Source organism: Enterobacter sp. HSTU-ASh6 (genome assembly GCF_026319105.1).
GTDB classification, from domain to species: domain Bacteria; phylum Pseudomonadota; class Gammaproteobacteria; order Enterobacterales; family Enterobacteriaceae; genus Enterobacter; species Enterobacter sichuanensis.
The window spans coordinates 121,542-135,894 of sequence record NZ_WSPD01000012.1 but is presented as its reverse complement, the minus strand read 5'-3'; the positions used below and the strand labels follow the sequence as shown (position 1 = coordinate 135,894).

Sequence of the window (14,353 nt, the reverse complement as noted above, 5' to 3'; positions counted from 1 at the left end):
CGCCTTACCCGGCCTATATATCGAGCGTAGGCCGGGTAAGGCGAAGCCGCCACCCGGCAACCCCTCTCCGATCTCCCATAAAGTGAACTCCCTCGCATCCTCAGCGAAGCGGCAATGCTATTCTCATCAGGTTGTTTTTTCGCCACGCCTTTTCCGTGGCGTGGTTAATTTTATTATGTCAAAGAGGAACTTGTATGAAACGTATGCCTTTGCTGGCAGCTTTGCCCCTGCTGTGCGCTTCCGTTGCTTCTGCCAGTAACCTGATGTCCGTAGGCTACTTTAACGGCGGAGGTGACGTCACTGCCGGACCGGGTGGCGACATCAACAAATTAGACGTCCGCCAGATTACGCATCTCAACTACTCATTTGGTCTGATCTATAACGACGAAAAAGACGAAACCAACGCCGCGCTGAAAGACTCGACCAGGCTGCACCAGATCTGGTTATCATCCAAAGTCGCCTCCGACCTCGCATTCATCCCGACCCTGCGCAAACAAAACCCGAACCTTAAGGTCCTGCTCTCCGTCGGCGGCTGGGGCGCACGCGGTTTCTCTGGCGCAGCGGCAACCAAAGAGAGTCGCGCGGTGTTTATCCGCTCCGCGCAGGAGATTGTCGACAAGTACGGTCTGGACGGGATCGATCTCGACTGGGAGTACCCGGTGAATGGCGCATGGGGTCTTGTTGCAAGCCAGCCCGCCGACCGGGATAACTTCACCTCCCTGCTAAAAGAGATGCGCGCCGCCTTCGGAGACAAAAAGCTGGTGACCATTGCGGTGGGCGCCAACGCGGAAAGTCCGAAAAGCTGGGTGGATGTCACCGCCATCGCTCCCCTGCTCGACTACATCAACCTGATGACCTACGACATGGCGTACGGAACGCAATATTTCAACGCCAATTTGTATGACTCCAGCACCTGGCCGACGGTGGCCGCCGCAGATAAATACAGCGTCGATTTTGTGGTGAACAACTATCTGGCCGCCGGGCTGAAGCCGCAGCAGATGAACCTTGGGATCGGTTTCTATGGCCGCGTGCCGAAACGCGCCGTGGAGCCGGGCATTGACTGGAGCAAACCCGACGCACAAAAAAATCCGGTCACCCAGCCCTACTTCGGGCCACAGGAGATCGGATTGTTCAGGTCACTCGGCTATGACCTGACCAAAGATACCTACGTGAAGTACAACGATATCGTGAAAAAGCTGTTGAACGATCCGCAGAAGCGCTTTACAGAGCACTGGGACGACCAGGCGAAAGTGCCGTGGCTCTCGGTGAAGGGTGCCGATGGCAACGCGCTGTTTGCGATTTCGTATGAGAACCCACGTTCCGTTGCCATCAAAGCGGACTATATCAAAGCGAAAGGCCTCGCCGGGGCGATGTTCTGGGAGTATGGCGCGGATGACGAAAACCAGTTAGCGAAGCAGCTGGCGGCGTCGCTGGGGATCCCGCGCTAAGCTGTATTGTGCCGGGTGGCGCTAACGCTTACCCGGCCTACATTGAGATCATTATTTGAAAGTGGCAATCGGCTTCGGCGTGATGCCGAACTCTTCTTTCAGCTCACGCTTGCTCTTCATTACCATCTGGCCGTTGGTGTCGATGGTCATGTGCTGCGCGTCGGTGTTATTGCGCGCCTGCCACAGCATGACCAGTTGCAGGCTGTTCTCTTTTTGCTCCGGCGTCAGCGCGACGCCGTCAGGCCATTTTCCAAGCTCAACGGCGGTGACCAGGCGCTGATAAATCTCCGGCGTCATGCCGCTAATCATCTCTTCAATATTCACAATCGCTCCCTTTAGCAGGAATAATTTGCTGAATCGTTTTTTCAACCTTTGATCTGGTCGCCGTTTTCATCGTCGCTGAAGCTCAGGGAGGCTGAATTGACGCAGAAACGCTCGCCCGTTGGCTGTGGTCCATCCGGGAAGACGTGACCCAGGTGCGCATCACAGTTGCCGCAACGTATTTCCGTGCGCACCATGCCATGGGATGAGTCAGTCAGGTAGCGGATTGCCTCGTCGCTCACCGGCTCGTAAAAGCTCGGCCAGCCGCAGCCAGAATCGTATTTCGTCTGGGAATTGAACAACGGCGCATCACAGACCAGACAGTGGTAAACGCCATCGCGTTTGTTATGCAGTAAACGTCCGGTGAACGGCGGTTCCGTGCCGTGATTCTGCGTCACGTAAAACTGCATTTCTGTGAGGTTTTTTTTCAAATCGTCAGGGTTACGTTGGTTCGACATAGGCTTACATCTCGCTGTAGAAACAGACATCTTTTAACCCGGATTCTAACAAAACATTAACACCCTTGCGTGCACTTTTGATCTAAACTTATGTGTCGCGAAAAGGCGGTCAGTCAATTGTGATCATGTTCACATTTTTATCCTGAGAGGACTTTAAAATCCCGGGCGCAGCCCCCATGTGGTTGCAAGCTCAAAGGGAAAGTGAGGCGAGTCAGTCGCACAAACGTTAGTCACAGGATTGATTTGTCGCAATGATTGACACGATTCCGCTTGACGCTGCGTAAGGTTTTTGTAATTTTACAGGCAACCTTTTATTCACTAACAAATAGCTGGTGGAATATATGACTATCAAAGTAGGTATCAACGGTTTTGGCCGTATCGGCCGTATTGTTTTCCGTGCTGCTCAGAAACGTTCTGACATCGAAATCGTTGGTATCAACGATCTCCTGGACGCTGAATACATGGCGTACATGCTGAAGTACGACTCAACTCACGGTCGTTTCGACGGCACCGTTGAAGTGAAAGACGGCCACCTGGTTGTTAATGGCAAAACCATCCGCGTTACTGCTGAGAAAGACCCAGCTAACCTGAAATGGAACGAAATCGGTGTTGATGTTGTTGCTGAAGCAACCGGTATCTTCCTGACCGACGAAACTGCACGTAAACACATCACTGCGGGTGCGAAAAAAGTTGTTCTGACGGGTCCTTCCAAAGACAACACCCCAATGTTCGTTCGTGGTGCAAACTTCGAGACTTACGCTGGCCAGGACATCGTTTCCAACGCATCCTGCACCACCAACTGCCTGGCACCGCTGGCTAAAGTTATCAACGACAACTTCGGCATCATCGAAGGTCTGATGACTACCGTTCACGCAACCACCGCTACTCAGAAAACCGTTGACGGCCCGTCTCACAAAGACTGGCGCGGCGGCCGTGGCGCGGCTCAGAACATCATCCCATCCTCTACCGGTGCTGCTAAAGCAGTGGGTAAAGTACTGCCAGAACTGAACGGCAAACTGACTGGTATGGCGTTCCGCGTTCCAACTCCTAACGTATCCGTTGTTGACCTGACCGTTCGTCTGGAAAAAGCTGCTTCTTATGAAGAAATTAAGAAAGCAATCAAAGCTGCTTCCGAAGGCGCAATGAAAGGCGTTCTGGGTTACACCGAAGACGACGTTGTATCTACCGATTTCAACGGCGAAGTGTGCACTTCCGTGTTCGATGCTAAAGCAGGTATCGCACTGAACGACAACTTCGTTAAACTGGTATCCTGGTACGACAACGAAACCGGCTACTCTAACAAAGTACTGGACCTGATCGCTCACATCTCCAAATAAGTTGAGATGAGTGTTTGATCCAAAAAGGCGACTTCGGTCGCCTTTTTTATTGCCAAGACAGAGGATTGCTTAATGATTAATAAAATTTTTGCACTTCCGGTAGTCGAACAGCTTACCCCTGTGCTTTCCCGCCGTCAGATTGACGGTGCCGATGTCATCGTCGTTGACCATCCGCGCGTTAAAGCCTCCGTGGCACTGAACGGCGCTCATCTGCTCTCCTGGAAACCGGAAGGTGAAGCCGAAGCTTTATGGCTGAGCGATGCAACCTCTTTTAAAAAAGGGGCAGCCATCCGCGGTGGCGTACCGATCTGCTGGCCATGGTTTGGCCCGTCCGCACAGCCAGGTCTGCCTTCCCACGGTTTTGCCCGTAACCAGCAGTGGACCCTGAAAGCGCATAATGAAGATGACAACGGCGCTGTGCTGACCTTTGAACTTCAGGCGAATGATCAAACCCGCGCCCTCTGGCCGCATGATTTCACCCTGTACGCCCGCTTTAAGCTGGGCAAGACCTGTGAAATTGAACTGGAAGCCCACGGTGAGTTCGAAACCACCTCTGCCCTGCATACCTACTTCCACGTGGGTGACATCGGCGCGGTGAAGGTGAGCGGCCTTGGCGATACGTATATCGACAAAGTCGACAACGCGAAAGAAGGTAAACTGAGCGACGGGGTACAGACTTTCCCTGACCGTACCGACCGCGTCTATCTGCATCCGGAAGCCTGCAGCGTGATCCACGACGGCGCCCTGAACCGTGGCATCGAAGTGGTTCATCATCATCACAGCGACGTGGTGGGCTGGAACCCGGGCCCGGCGCTTTCTGTCAGCATGGCCGACATGACGGATGAAGGGTATAAAACGTTCGTCTGTGTGGAAACCGCTTGCGTGAGCACGCCGCAGAAAGCGAGCGATGAAAAACCCTCTCGCTTAGGACAGACAATTAAGATTGTGAAGCGCTAGGGGATTCCGCTTCTCTGCACCATACCAAAGCAAACGGGGCGCAAGCGCCCCGTTTTAATGCACGGACTGCACGTTAGTAGTGCAATCAGAACTTGTAGGTCACACCGACTGAGAAAATGCCTGCCCAGGACTTGTCGACCATCGGGCTGTCTTTCACCTCATCGCTCAGACGCTCGTAACGGCCAGTACCGTATACGCTCCAGTCCCCGAGGAAGTTGTAGCTAGCGGTCAGCTCCAGGTAGGGATTCCAGCCATCATCAGCGCTGTAGCTTTTCAGACCACTGCGACGGGACTCGTTTTTAGAGACGCCGTAATAGTAGTCGTTGTAGTTCTCGCTGTTGTACTGCACACCGATACCTGGCGTCAGGGTCAGCGCACCGTTGGTGTAGCGGTATAACCACGCCAGATCCCAGATAAAGCCGTTGCTGTTATCCAGCGTGTCACCCGCGAGGGCAGTACGCAGGAAACCGTACTGGGTGTTATGCACATAGGAAAGCCCAGCCATCAGGGTGCCTTTACGCTTGTCGAGCTGACGAAGCGCGTGGCTGTCGCTGTCGCCCGGCTTGAAGTGCGTTGGGTCGTAGTAAGCCATAATGGAGAGCTTATCGGCCGTATCGTTCCACAGATAGTAGCCACCGCCGAGCCCATGGAACCAGACGTTATCGCCTTCATAGGTGACAACGGGAACGGGATAAAGATCACGGTCATACTGTTTGTACGGGCTGTTAATGACGCCAACGCCCGCGCCAACCGTCCACTGACTTTCCGCCTGTGCGGTACTTACTGCGGTCGCGGCAAGGATGCCCAATGCCAGAAGTTTGAGTTTGGTCACAATCCATTCTTTCCTGTAGTCAAATAATCAGCGGGTGAAGTGTAACCGCCATTCCCGTACATCCCAAAATTTTTTGCCTGCTAATCAGTCTGATTAACCCATTATTTTTAACTTTTCAGATGACAGCCCGCTTTCATTTATATGACCACTGTATGAAAAAGGGGCATTTGCCTTATCACCACAGTGGAAATTTTTGGATGAGTTATTGATATGTCATTGAAATTAGATTTTATCGGCATGCAAGTTTTGCAAATGCCATCTACGCTTTAATTTAAGAAGAGTTTTCCTGAACACCCCGCGGTGCTTAGCGTCCGACCTGGCACACAGGTTGCTGCTCTGGCAGTGAGGTGCGAGAGATCCTCTTCCGGGAGCCTCCACTACTCATACGAACGGCTCTTATCCTGTGCTAAAAAACGAAAGGACGGCATGCCATGAATATATTCGATCACTATCGCCAGCGTTATGAAGCTGCCAAGGACGAAGAGTTCACACTGCAGGAGTTTCTTACCATCTGTCGGCAAGATCGCAGTGCTTATGCCAATGCGGCAGAACGGCTATTGATGGCTATTGGTGAGCCAAACATGGTTGATACTGCCCTGGAACCCCGGCTTTCCCGTCTCTTTTCGAATCGGGTGGTCGCCCGCTACCCGGCGTTTGAAGAGTTCTATGGTATGGAAGATGCCATTGAACAAATCGTCTCTTACCTGAAGCATGCTGCTCAGGGCCTGGAAGAGAAGAAACAGATCCTCTATTTACTTGGCCCGGTGGGGGGCGGTAAGTCCTCGCTGGCAGAACGCCTGAAGTCGCTGATGCAGCGCGTGCCTATCTATGTGCTGAGCGCGAACGGCGAGCGCAGCCCGGTCAACGACCATCCGCTGTGCCTGTTTAACCCGCAGGAAGATGCGCAAATTCTGGACAAAGAGTATGGCATCCCGCGTCGCTATCTCGGCACCATCATGTCGCCGTGGGCGGCGAAACGCCTGCACGAGTTTGGCGGCGACATCACTAAATTCCGCGTGGTGAAAGTCTGGCCGTCTATCCTGGAACAGATTGCCATCGCGAAAACAGAACCCGGGGATGAGAACAACCAGGACATATCCGCTCTGGTGGGTAAAGTCGATATCCGTAAGCTGGAAAACTTCGCGCAGAATGACCCGGATGCCTACGGTTACTCCGGCGCGCTGTGCCGGGCAAACCAGGGGATTATGGAGTTCGTCGAGATGTTTAAAGCACCGATCAAAGTGCTGCACCCCCTGCTGACGGCGACCCAGGAAGGGAACTACAACGGGACGGAAGGTATCTCCGCCCTGCCGTTTAACGGGATCATTCTCGCCCACTCGAACGAATCTGAATGGGTGACTTTCCGTAATAACAAAAACAATGAGGCGTTCCTTGACCGCGTTTACATCGTCAAAGTGCCTTATTGCCTGCGGATCTCCGAAGAGATCAAAATTTACGAGAAATTGCTTAACCACAGTGAGCTGGCGCATGCCCCGTGCGCGCCCGGCACCCTGGAAACGCTGTCACGCTTCTCTATCCTGTCGCGTCTGAAAGAGCCGGAAAACTCCAGCATCTACTCAAAAATGCGCGTATACGATGGTGAAAGCCTGAAAGATACCGACCCGAAAGCGAAGTCCTATCAGGAATACCGCGATTACGCCGGGGTTGATGAAGGGATGAACGGTCTGTCCACGCGTTTTGCGTTTAAGATCCTCTCCCGTGTCTTTAACTTTGACCATGCGGAAGTGGCGGCTAACCCGGTTCATCTGTTCTACGTGCTGGAGCAGCAAATCGAACGCGAGCAGTTCCCGCAAGAGCAGGCTGAACGCTACCTTGAGTTCCTGAAAGGTTACCTGATCCCGAAATACGCCGAGTTCATTGGCAAAGAGATCCAGACGGCCTACCTGGAGTCCTATTCAGAATACGGGCAGAACATTTTCGACCGTTATGTCACCTACGCTGACTTCTGGATCCAGGATCAGGAGTACCGCGACCCGGATACCGGCCAGCTGTTTGACCGTGAATCCCTGAACGCGGAGCTGGAAAAAATCGAGAAGCCGGCCGGGATCAGCAATCCGAAAGACTTCCGTAACGAGATTGTGAACTTCGTCCTGCGCGCCAGAGCGCACAACAACGGCCGCAATCCTAACTGGACCAGCTACGAGAAGCTGCGCACGGTCATTGAGAAGAAAATGTTCTCTAATACCGAAGAGCTGTTGCCGGTGATCTCGTTTAACACCAAAACCTCAACCGATGAACAGAAAAAGCACGACGATTTTGTCGATCGTATGATGGAGAAAGGCTACACCCGTAAACAGGTTCGCCTGCTCTGCGAATGGTATCTGCGCGTGCGTAAATCGTCTTAAAACAAGTGCCCGGTGGCGTTAAACGCCTGCCGGGCCTACAAAATGCAAGTTGGCAAATGCAGTACGGGGGGTATATGACCTGGTTTATTGACCGGCGTCTTAACGGCAAAAACAAGAGCACGGTGAACCGCCAGCGCTTCTTGCGTCGTTATAAAGCGCAAATTAAACAGTCTATCTCCGAGGCCATCAACAAACGCTCGGTGACCGACGTCGACAGCGGCGAGTCTGTCTCCATCCCCACCGATGACATCAGCGAACCGATGTTTCATCAGGGGCGAGGCGGTCTGCGCCATCGCGTACACCCAGGTAATGACCACTTCGTTCAGAACGACAGAATTGAGCGTCCTCAGGGCGGCGGCGGTGGTTCAGGAAGCGGTCAGGGACAGGCCAGCCAGGACGGTGAAGGTCAGGACGAATTTGTCTTCCAGATCTCAAAAGATGAATATCTCGACCTGCTGTTCGAAGACCTGGCGCTGCCGAATCTGAAAAAGAATCAGCACCGTCAGCTCAATGAATACAAAACCCATCGCGCGGGTTATACCGCCAACGGTGTGCCCGCCAATATCAGCGTCGTGCGTTCGCTGCAGAACTCGCTGGCGCGACGCACGGCCATGACGGCAGGAAAACGTCGTGAGCTGCGCGAACTGGAGAGCAGCCTGAAGGTGGTGGAAAACAGCGAGCCGGCGCAACTGCTGGAAGAGGAGCGCCTGCGTAAAGAGATTGCCGAGCTGAGAGCGAAGATCGACCGGGTACCGTTTATCGACACCTTCGATCTGCGCTACAAGAACTACGAAAAACGACCGGAACCCTCCAGCCAGGCGGTGATGTTCTGTCTGATGGACGTTTCCGGCTCCATGGACCAGGCCACCAAAGATATGGCGAAGCGTTTTTATATTCTGCTCTATCTCTTCCTGAGCCGAACGTATAAGAACGTGGAAGTGGTCTATATTCGCCACCATACCCAGGCCAAAGAGGTGGATGAACATGAATTCTTCTACTCTCAGGAGACCGGGGGCACCATCGTCTCGAGCGCGCTGAAGCTGATGGATGAAGTGGTGAAAGAGCGTTACGACCCGGCGCAGTGGAACATCTATGCCGCGCAGGCGTCGGACGGCGATAACTGGGCAGATGACTCACCGCTGTGTCACGAAATTCTGGCGAAAAAGATTCTGCCGGTGGTGCGTTACTACAGCTATATCGAAATCACCCGTCGCGCACACCAGACCCTGTGGCGGGAGTATGAACATCTGCAGTCGATGTTTGATAATTTTGCCATGCAGCACATCCGTGACCAGGATGATATTTATCCCGTGTTCAGGGAGCTGTTCCACAAGCAGTCCGCCACCAGCAACGCATAATCCAACAGCCAGCGAACCCGCTGGCTGTTTTCCGACCCCGTACATCCCGTGCTAATGTAGAAAGCTACCTACTGGATTTTCACCGGGAAAGCGTTATGACTGACGACGTTATTGGGGCAGGAACCCATCAGCAACTGATTACTTTACTCACCGAGCAGGGCGCACGGTTTCGCGTCATGGAGCATGAGGCGGTCGGAAAATGCGAAGCGGTAAGTGAAATTCGCGGGACCGAACTGCGCCAGGGGGCAAAAGCGCTGGTGTGCAAAGTGAAGGGAAACGGCGTAAAAAAACACGTTCTGGCGATCCTGGCCGCCGATCTGCAGGCCGACCTGAGCCAGCTTGCCAGCCATTTTGGTGGGCTGAAAGCCTCTCTCGCCAGCCCGGCCGAGGTCGATGCTCTCACCGCCTGCGTGTTTGGCGCCATCCCGCCCTTTAGCTTCCATCCTGATCTGGCGCTGGTTGCCGACCCGCTGCTGTTCGAGCGCGTTGACGAAATCGCGTTTAACGCCGGTCTGCTGGAGAAATCCGTGATTATGGACACCCAGGATTACCTGCGCATCGCCCGTCCAGAGCTGGTGACGTTCCACAGAGCTTGACCGCGCAGGCTGGCGCTCCTGTCAGCCTTTTCTTTCCAGAAACAGCACGGAAGCGACCAGAATAACGGCGATGGCGAAAAACGATGAGGAGATAATCAGCGTTTCGACAAACATGTGATCGTTCATGATGGCGACCCCTTTTGCGATATCTCCCTTCGTTTTAATCCGCGTAAATGACAAGGTTATGACAGCGATAAAAATCTTTTTAAACCTGTCCACCGTTTTTCCGCGTACAGTAAGCAGGATCATTTTTCTGGCAAGGATTCCCCTATGTTTGACCCGACTCTGCTCATTCTGCTGGCGCTCGCCGCGCTCGGCTTTATCAGCCATAACACTACCGTCGCCATCTCGATTCTGGTGCTTATCATTGTGCGCGTAACACCGCTCAATACCTTTTTCCCGTGGATAGAAAAACAAGGGCTGACCATCGGGATCATCATTTTAACCATTGGGGTGATGGCGCCCATCGCCAGCGGTACCCTTCCCGCCTCAACGCTGCTGCACTCGTTCGTCAACTGGAAATCACTGGTGGCGATCGCGGTGGGGATTTTTGTTTCGTGGCTGGGGGGACGCGGCGTCACTCTGATGAGCAGCCAGCCCTCGCTGGTAGCGGGCCTGCTGGTGGGCACCGTGCTGGGTGTGGCGCTCTTTCGCGGCGTTCCGGTGGGCCCGCTGATTGCGGCGGGTCTTGTCTCGCTGTTTATCGGGAAGTCGTAGTCAGGCTGGCCATATAACGCGCTGGCGTCTGACCCAGCCCCTTTTTAAACATGGTGATAAACGCGGTGGTCGAGTCATAGCCCAGTGACTGAGCCACCTGCTGCACTGATTTGCCGCTAATCAAATGCTGTAACGCCACAATCAACTGCAGCTGGTGACGCCAGCGGCGAAAGCTCAAGCCGGTCTCCTTCACCACCAGCCGTGCCAGGTTGCGTTCGCTCATGGCAAAGTGGCTTGCCCACTGCGCCAGCGTCTGCCAGGCCGCCGGCTCTTCCGCCATCTTCTCGCTCATCAGCCGGATTTTGGGATGGGGTGAGACGGGCAGTTGCAGATGCTCCTGGCGCTGGAGCGGCAGTTCATCAAACAGGACATTCACCAGCCGTGAGGTGGCCGCAAGGTGCAACTGTTCACGTGATTTTTCTGCCAGCGATAAAATCAATTCCCGTACCAGCGGAGAGATTTTCAGGGTGCAGCAGCGGTCGGGCAACCGCGCGGTCCCCGGTTCAATGAACAGAAAGCAGAGTTGTGCCCCCGGCGTGGCTCTGTTGCTGTGCGGCATCTGGCCGGGGATCCAGACGGCATACTGAGGCGGCACCATCAGCATGGCATTTTCCACTTCGCAGGTGATCGCCCCGCCAAGGGCCAGAATTAGCTGTCCCTTGCGGTGGTGATGAAGCGGAATATATTGTTCCTCTGCCACCACGCGAATGCGAAATGCGACGGCCGCATCGTGCTGGCTATCAGGATCGTAGCCGTCCAGTCCCAGACCAATCATCAGGTTGTCCGATTTTAGCGATAAACTGTCATTTTAGCCTGATTTCAACCGCCGCGAAAATCGGTATGGTGTGCACTCGCTTGAACGTATGAGAACAAAATGACTACTGCACTTCGCACCTCAGGAAAACACGGCGTGCTGCTGATCGCAGGCATCCTGATGATTGCCACGACGCTTCGCGTCACCTTTACCGGGGCAGCCCCGCTGCTCGATACTATTCGTCTTGATTATGGCTTAAGCACGGCGCAAACCGGTCTGCTGACCACCCTGCCGCTGCTGGCCTTCGCTCTGGTCTCACCGCTTGCAGCCGGTGTGGCCCGGCGCATCGGCATGGAGCGCAGCCTGTTTATCGCCCTGCTGTTGATTTGCGCCGGGATTGCCGTGCGCTCCCTGCCCTCCGCCGCTGCGCTTTTCGCTGGAACGGCGGTGATTGGCTGCGGCATTGCGCTCGGCAATGTACTGTTACCCGGGTTAATTAAACGTGACTTTCCCGGCCAGGTGGCGAAACTCACCGGCGCCTATTCCCTGACGATGGGCGTGTCGGCGGCGTTCGGCTCGGCACTGATTGTTCCCCTGGCGCAGGGGGCGGCGGGCTGGCATGGCGCGCTGCTGATGCTGATGGTATTTCCACTGCTCGCGCTGCTGCTGTGGTTGCCTCAGTGGCGTCAGGAACACGTCGCGACGGTCACGGGCGCTGGCGCGCTGCATAACCGTGCCATCTGGCGCTCGGCTCTCGCCTGGCAGGTGACGCTCTTTTTGGGGATCAACTCGCTGATTTACTACGTCATCATCGGCTGGCTGCCGGCGATACTGCTCAGCCACGGCTACAGCGAAGCGCAGGCCGGCTCGGTGCATGGACTTTTACAGCTGGCCACGGCGGTACCGGGTCTTGCCGTTCCGCTGATCCTCCACCGTCTGAAGGATCAGCGGGGGATCGCCGGCGCGGTGGCGCTGATGTGCGCGGTGAGTGCGGCGGGCCTGTGGTTTATGCCTGAGCTGGCGGTAATGTGGACGCTGGTGTTTGGCTTTGGTACCGGGGCAACGATGATCCTCGGTCTGACGTTCATCGGTCTGCGCGCCAGCTCTGCGCATCAGGCGGCGGCGCTGTCCGGCATGGCACAGTCGATTGGTTATCTGCTCGCGGCCTGTGGCCCGCCGGTAATGGGGAAAATTCATGATACCACGGGAGACTGGCGTCTCCCGCTTCTGGGCTGCGCGCTGGCCGCAGTGATCATGGCCGTCTGCGGCATGCTGGCCGGGCGAGACCGGGAGATCGCGCCCCGTTAAATACGGAGGCAGACCCTCGGGTCTGCCTTTTTTATCCGCGGGCCGCGCGCAGCATCGCCTGTACCAGCACCACCGGACGGCCTTCCAGCGCAGCACGCTCATGCTGGAATAAGGTGATCACAAAGAACGGGTGGGTAACCAGTTCCGCGGCACGAATTTCTCCCTGATCGTCCCAGCCTGTGACATGCATATCACCGCTCTCCAGCGCCTGGGCAAAGGCCGGCGACACGCCATAATTACAGTGATACCCCTCTTCAATTTCCGGTTTGCCGTACGCCTTCGCAATCAGCGTATTATTACGCAGTTCAATGGCATCGGTTTTTTCCACCAGCGAGCAGGTGAGCGGCGCAATCACCATAGTGCCTTCGGTATCCGTCTCAGCGTGTGCCGCATCGCTCCAGCCCAACACATTACGGGCATACTCGATCAACGCATGCTGGAACCCACCGCAGGTGCCCAGGAACGGAATGCCGTTTTCACGGGCGTAGCGCGCGGCGATAAAAGCAGCTTCCGTGTTTTTATAGGGGCTTGCAGGAACCAGCCAGATGGCATCGTAGCCCACCAGATCTTCCGGGCTGGTGAGCTCCGTGGTGGCAAGCCAGTCGTAATCGGCGGTGAGGTCAAGGACGGCAGCGGCATCGTCAATGGCCAGCGGGATCGCCTGATGCGCAATAACAACGGGATTGTAGTCGCCAACCAGCGCAATGCGCAGCGTCGTTTTAACCGGGAGGTGTTCCATGAAAGGTTCCTTATGCCAGAGAATTATCAGATAACATAAGGAACCTCAGACTACCGATCTTTTGCAGTTATCACAATACCTTAAATTGGGAGGGTAGGATCATGATTCAATGCAAACGGGTATACGAACAGGCTAGCCCGGAGGACGGCTACCGGGTGCTGGTGGACCGACTGTGGCCGCGCGGGGTTAAAAAAACGGACCTCGCCTATGATGAATGGTGTAAAGCGCTCGCGCCGTCGAATGAATTACGCAAGGCCTTTCACAGCGAAACTCTTGATTTCGCGGCCTTCAGTCAGGCCTATCGGGAAGAGCTGGCGCAGCATGTGGACGACGGCATGCGTCTGGCGGCGCGGGCCAAAAAGCAGACCGTCACGCTGCTGTTTGCTGCCAAAAACACGGAACAAAATCACGCGCAGGTCTTAGCTGACTGGCTGCGCCATCTGTAATCAGCTGACGGTGAGTTCACCGAGAATCTGCGGTGCTTCATCCGGGTTGAGCGGCATCAGATGTTCGGCGCGAACAAACGCAAAGCCATGCTGATTGTCAAAGGCGTAGACATCACCCGTCACCAGCCAAAGTGCGCGATCTGCCGTGGCGGGTAATTGTGTCATTACGCCGTTAACCGGGTTAACGAAGCGCAGGCCGGGTTGGCAAAGGCCAAATAACTCAACAGATTTACCAATATTGCGACGGCCTGACGCCGTGCGGGCACCCACGATTAACGCCATGCTGCCCGGTTTAAGCTGAAACATACTTCTCTCACGATAACGATGGCCAGAAACTGGCTAAGAATAATCCTAAAGAGAAGTGTATCGCAATCCCGGCCCCGCTGTCACCTGGCGGGTTGCGGGTGATCGCGACGGTAGAGGTCCCATTCATCGATCACTTTACCATCGGGTAATTTGCACTCCGTGCGCACGCCCTGTGGGCTCTGGATCGGGATCTGCTCTCCCCCTTTTTCCAGACAGTAGACGGAAGCCGGGTTAGCCATCCCGATAGCATGCGGTGGCTGAGGGGCATCCGGCGGGGTGGTTTTTGTCGTGCAGGCCGCCAGCGGTAGCGCAAGGGCCAGAAGCAGAAATCTCATCTTATTGATCCTTTTGACATCATGACAGGCTAAGGGTAACGGGCCAGCGCCGCGTTCTCCATGATTTCTCCATTT

The 14,353-nt window shown here is 55.0% G+C and carries 17 protein-coding genes; 9 read left to right on the top strand and 8 right to left on the bottom strand.

All coding sequences use genetic code 11. From position 1 onward, the window contains the following. The first annotated feature begins 194 nt into the window (after positions 1 to 194). Positions 195 to 1,448: a glycoside hydrolase family 18 protein gene (locus GM298_RS15910; protein WP_266154488.1), complete on the top strand. Its 1,254-nt coding sequence runs from the start codon at positions 195 to 197 to the stop codon at positions 1,446 to 1,448. Between the two features lie 51 nt (positions 1,449 to 1,499). Here the strand turns inward: GM298_RS15910 and GM298_RS15905 are convergent, their stop codons facing one another. Beyond that, positions 1,500 to 1,772 (bottom strand): YeaC family protein, encoded by a 273-nt coding sequence (locus GM298_RS15905; RefSeq protein ID WP_025759331.1) that lies wholly within the window; start codon positions 1,770 to 1,772, stop codon positions 1,500 to 1,502. Positions 1,773 to 1,813: 41 nt separating this feature from the next. Then, a complete protein-coding gene (msrB, locus tag GM298_RS15900) occupies positions 1,814 to 2,227 on the bottom strand; it encodes a peptide-methionine (R)-S-oxide reductase MsrB (RefSeq protein WP_025759332.1) in 414 nt (137 codons plus the stop codon). Between the two features lie 341 nt (positions 2,228 to 2,568). On the opposite strand from msrB, the gene gapA reads away from it, so the two are divergent. Together gapA and GM298_RS15890 are read left to right on the top strand one after the other, a co-directional pair. After that, complete coding sequence (gene gapA / locus GM298_RS15895) at positions 2,569 to 3,564, top strand: glyceraldehyde-3-phosphate dehydrogenase (protein ID WP_014831506.1); 996 nt, start codon at positions 2,569 to 2,571, stop codon at positions 3,562 to 3,564. Between the two features lie 72 nt (positions 3,565 to 3,636). Then, complete coding sequence (locus GM298_RS15890) at positions 3,637 to 4,521, top strand: D-hexose-6-phosphate mutarotase (RefSeq protein WP_045285250.1); 885 nt, start codon at positions 3,637 to 3,639, stop codon at positions 4,519 to 4,521. 85 nt (positions 4,522 to 4,606) lie between these two features. Here GM298_RS15890 and GM298_RS15885 read toward each other — a convergent pair whose 3' ends face one another. Continuing rightward, positions 4,607 to 5,353: a MipA/OmpV family protein gene (locus GM298_RS15885; RefSeq protein ID WP_025759337.1), complete on the bottom strand. Its 747-nt coding sequence runs from the start codon at positions 5,351 to 5,353 to the stop codon at positions 4,607 to 4,609. A 431-nt stretch (positions 5,354 to 5,784) separates the two neighbouring features. On the opposite strand from GM298_RS15885, the gene yeaG reads away from it, so the two are divergent. The 3 genes from yeaG to GM298_RS15870 all read left to right on the top strand — a co-directional run bounded on the left by yeaG (position 5,785) and on the right by GM298_RS15870 (position 9,673). Further along, the gene (gene yeaG, locus GM298_RS15880) at positions 5,785 to 7,719 is read left to right on the top strand and encodes a protein kinase YeaG (protein WP_025759338.1); all 1,935 of its coding nucleotides are present in this window, start codon (positions 5,785 to 5,787) and stop codon (positions 7,717 to 7,719) included. Positions 7,720 to 7,793: 74 nt separating this feature from the next. Next, the gene (locus GM298_RS15875; RefSeq protein WP_047958303.1) at positions 7,794 to 9,077 is read left to right on the top strand and encodes a YeaH/YhbH family protein; all 1,284 of its coding nucleotides are present in this window, start codon (positions 7,794 to 7,796) and stop codon (positions 9,075 to 9,077) included. Positions 9,078 to 9,172: 95 nt separating this feature from the next. Beyond that, positions 9,173 to 9,673 carry a YbaK/prolyl-tRNA synthetase associated domain-containing protein gene (locus tag GM298_RS15870; protein WP_025758202.1) on the top strand — a complete coding sequence of 167 codons (501 nt, stop codon included), beginning with the start codon at positions 9,173 to 9,175 and terminating at the stop codon, positions 9,671 to 9,673. A 21-nt stretch (positions 9,674 to 9,694) separates the two neighbouring features. Here GM298_RS15870 and yoaI read toward each other — a convergent pair whose 3' ends face one another. Next, positions 9,695 to 9,799, bottom strand: a complete 105-nt coding sequence (gene yoaI / locus GM298_RS15865; RefSeq protein WP_010430055.1) for a small membrane protein YoaI — start codon at positions 9,797 to 9,799, stop codon at positions 9,695 to 9,697. 144 nt (positions 9,800 to 9,943) lie between these two features. Here yoaI and GM298_RS15860 point away from each other — a divergent pair, with 144 nt between their 5' ends. Beyond that, on the top strand, positions 9,944 to 10,390 hold the full coding sequence (locus GM298_RS15860; RefSeq protein WP_008500737.1) for a DUF441 domain-containing protein: 447 nt from the start codon (positions 9,944 to 9,946) through the stop codon (positions 10,388 to 10,390). Here the strand turns inward: GM298_RS15860 and GM298_RS15855 are convergent. Further along, a complete protein-coding gene (locus tag GM298_RS15855; RefSeq protein WP_025758201.1) occupies positions 10,374 to 11,165 on the bottom strand; it encodes an AraC family transcriptional regulator in 792 nt (263 codons plus the stop codon). The genes GM298_RS15860 and GM298_RS15855 overlap by 17 nt on opposite strands. 99 nt (positions 11,166 to 11,264) lie before the next feature. Here GM298_RS15855 and GM298_RS15850 point away from each other — a divergent pair, with 99 nt between their 5' ends. Then, on the top strand, positions 11,265 to 12,452 hold the full coding sequence (locus GM298_RS15850; protein ID WP_266154481.1) for a CynX/NimT family MFS transporter: 1,188 nt from the start codon (positions 11,265 to 11,267) through the stop codon (positions 12,450 to 12,452). Positions 12,453 to 12,483: 31 nt separating this feature from the next. On the opposite strand, the gene GM298_RS15845 is transcribed toward GM298_RS15850, so the two are convergent. Further along, positions 12,484 to 13,191: a CTP synthase gene (locus GM298_RS15845; protein WP_266154479.1), complete on the bottom strand. Its 708-nt coding sequence runs from the start codon at positions 13,189 to 13,191 to the stop codon at positions 12,484 to 12,486. A 101-nt stretch (positions 13,192 to 13,292) separates the two neighbouring features. On the opposite strand from GM298_RS15845, the gene GM298_RS15840 reads away from it, so the two are divergent. Then, on the top strand, positions 13,293 to 13,637 hold the full coding sequence (locus GM298_RS15840) for a DUF488 domain-containing protein (protein ID WP_025758197.1): 345 nt from the start codon (positions 13,293 to 13,295) through the stop codon (positions 13,635 to 13,637). On the opposite strand, the gene GM298_RS15835 is transcribed toward GM298_RS15840, so the two are convergent. Next, entirely contained in the window at positions 13,638 to 13,943 is a 306-nt protein-coding gene (locus tag GM298_RS15835; RefSeq protein WP_025758196.1) for a hypothetical protein, read from the bottom strand. A gap of 80 nt (positions 13,944 to 14,023) precedes the next feature. Further along, positions 14,024 to 14,278 carry a DUF333 domain-containing protein gene (locus tag GM298_RS15830; protein WP_025758195.1) on the bottom strand — a complete coding sequence of 85 codons (255 nt, stop codon included), beginning with the start codon at positions 14,276 to 14,278 and terminating at the stop codon, positions 14,024 to 14,026. Positions 14,279 to 14,353: the final 75 nt, after the last annotated feature.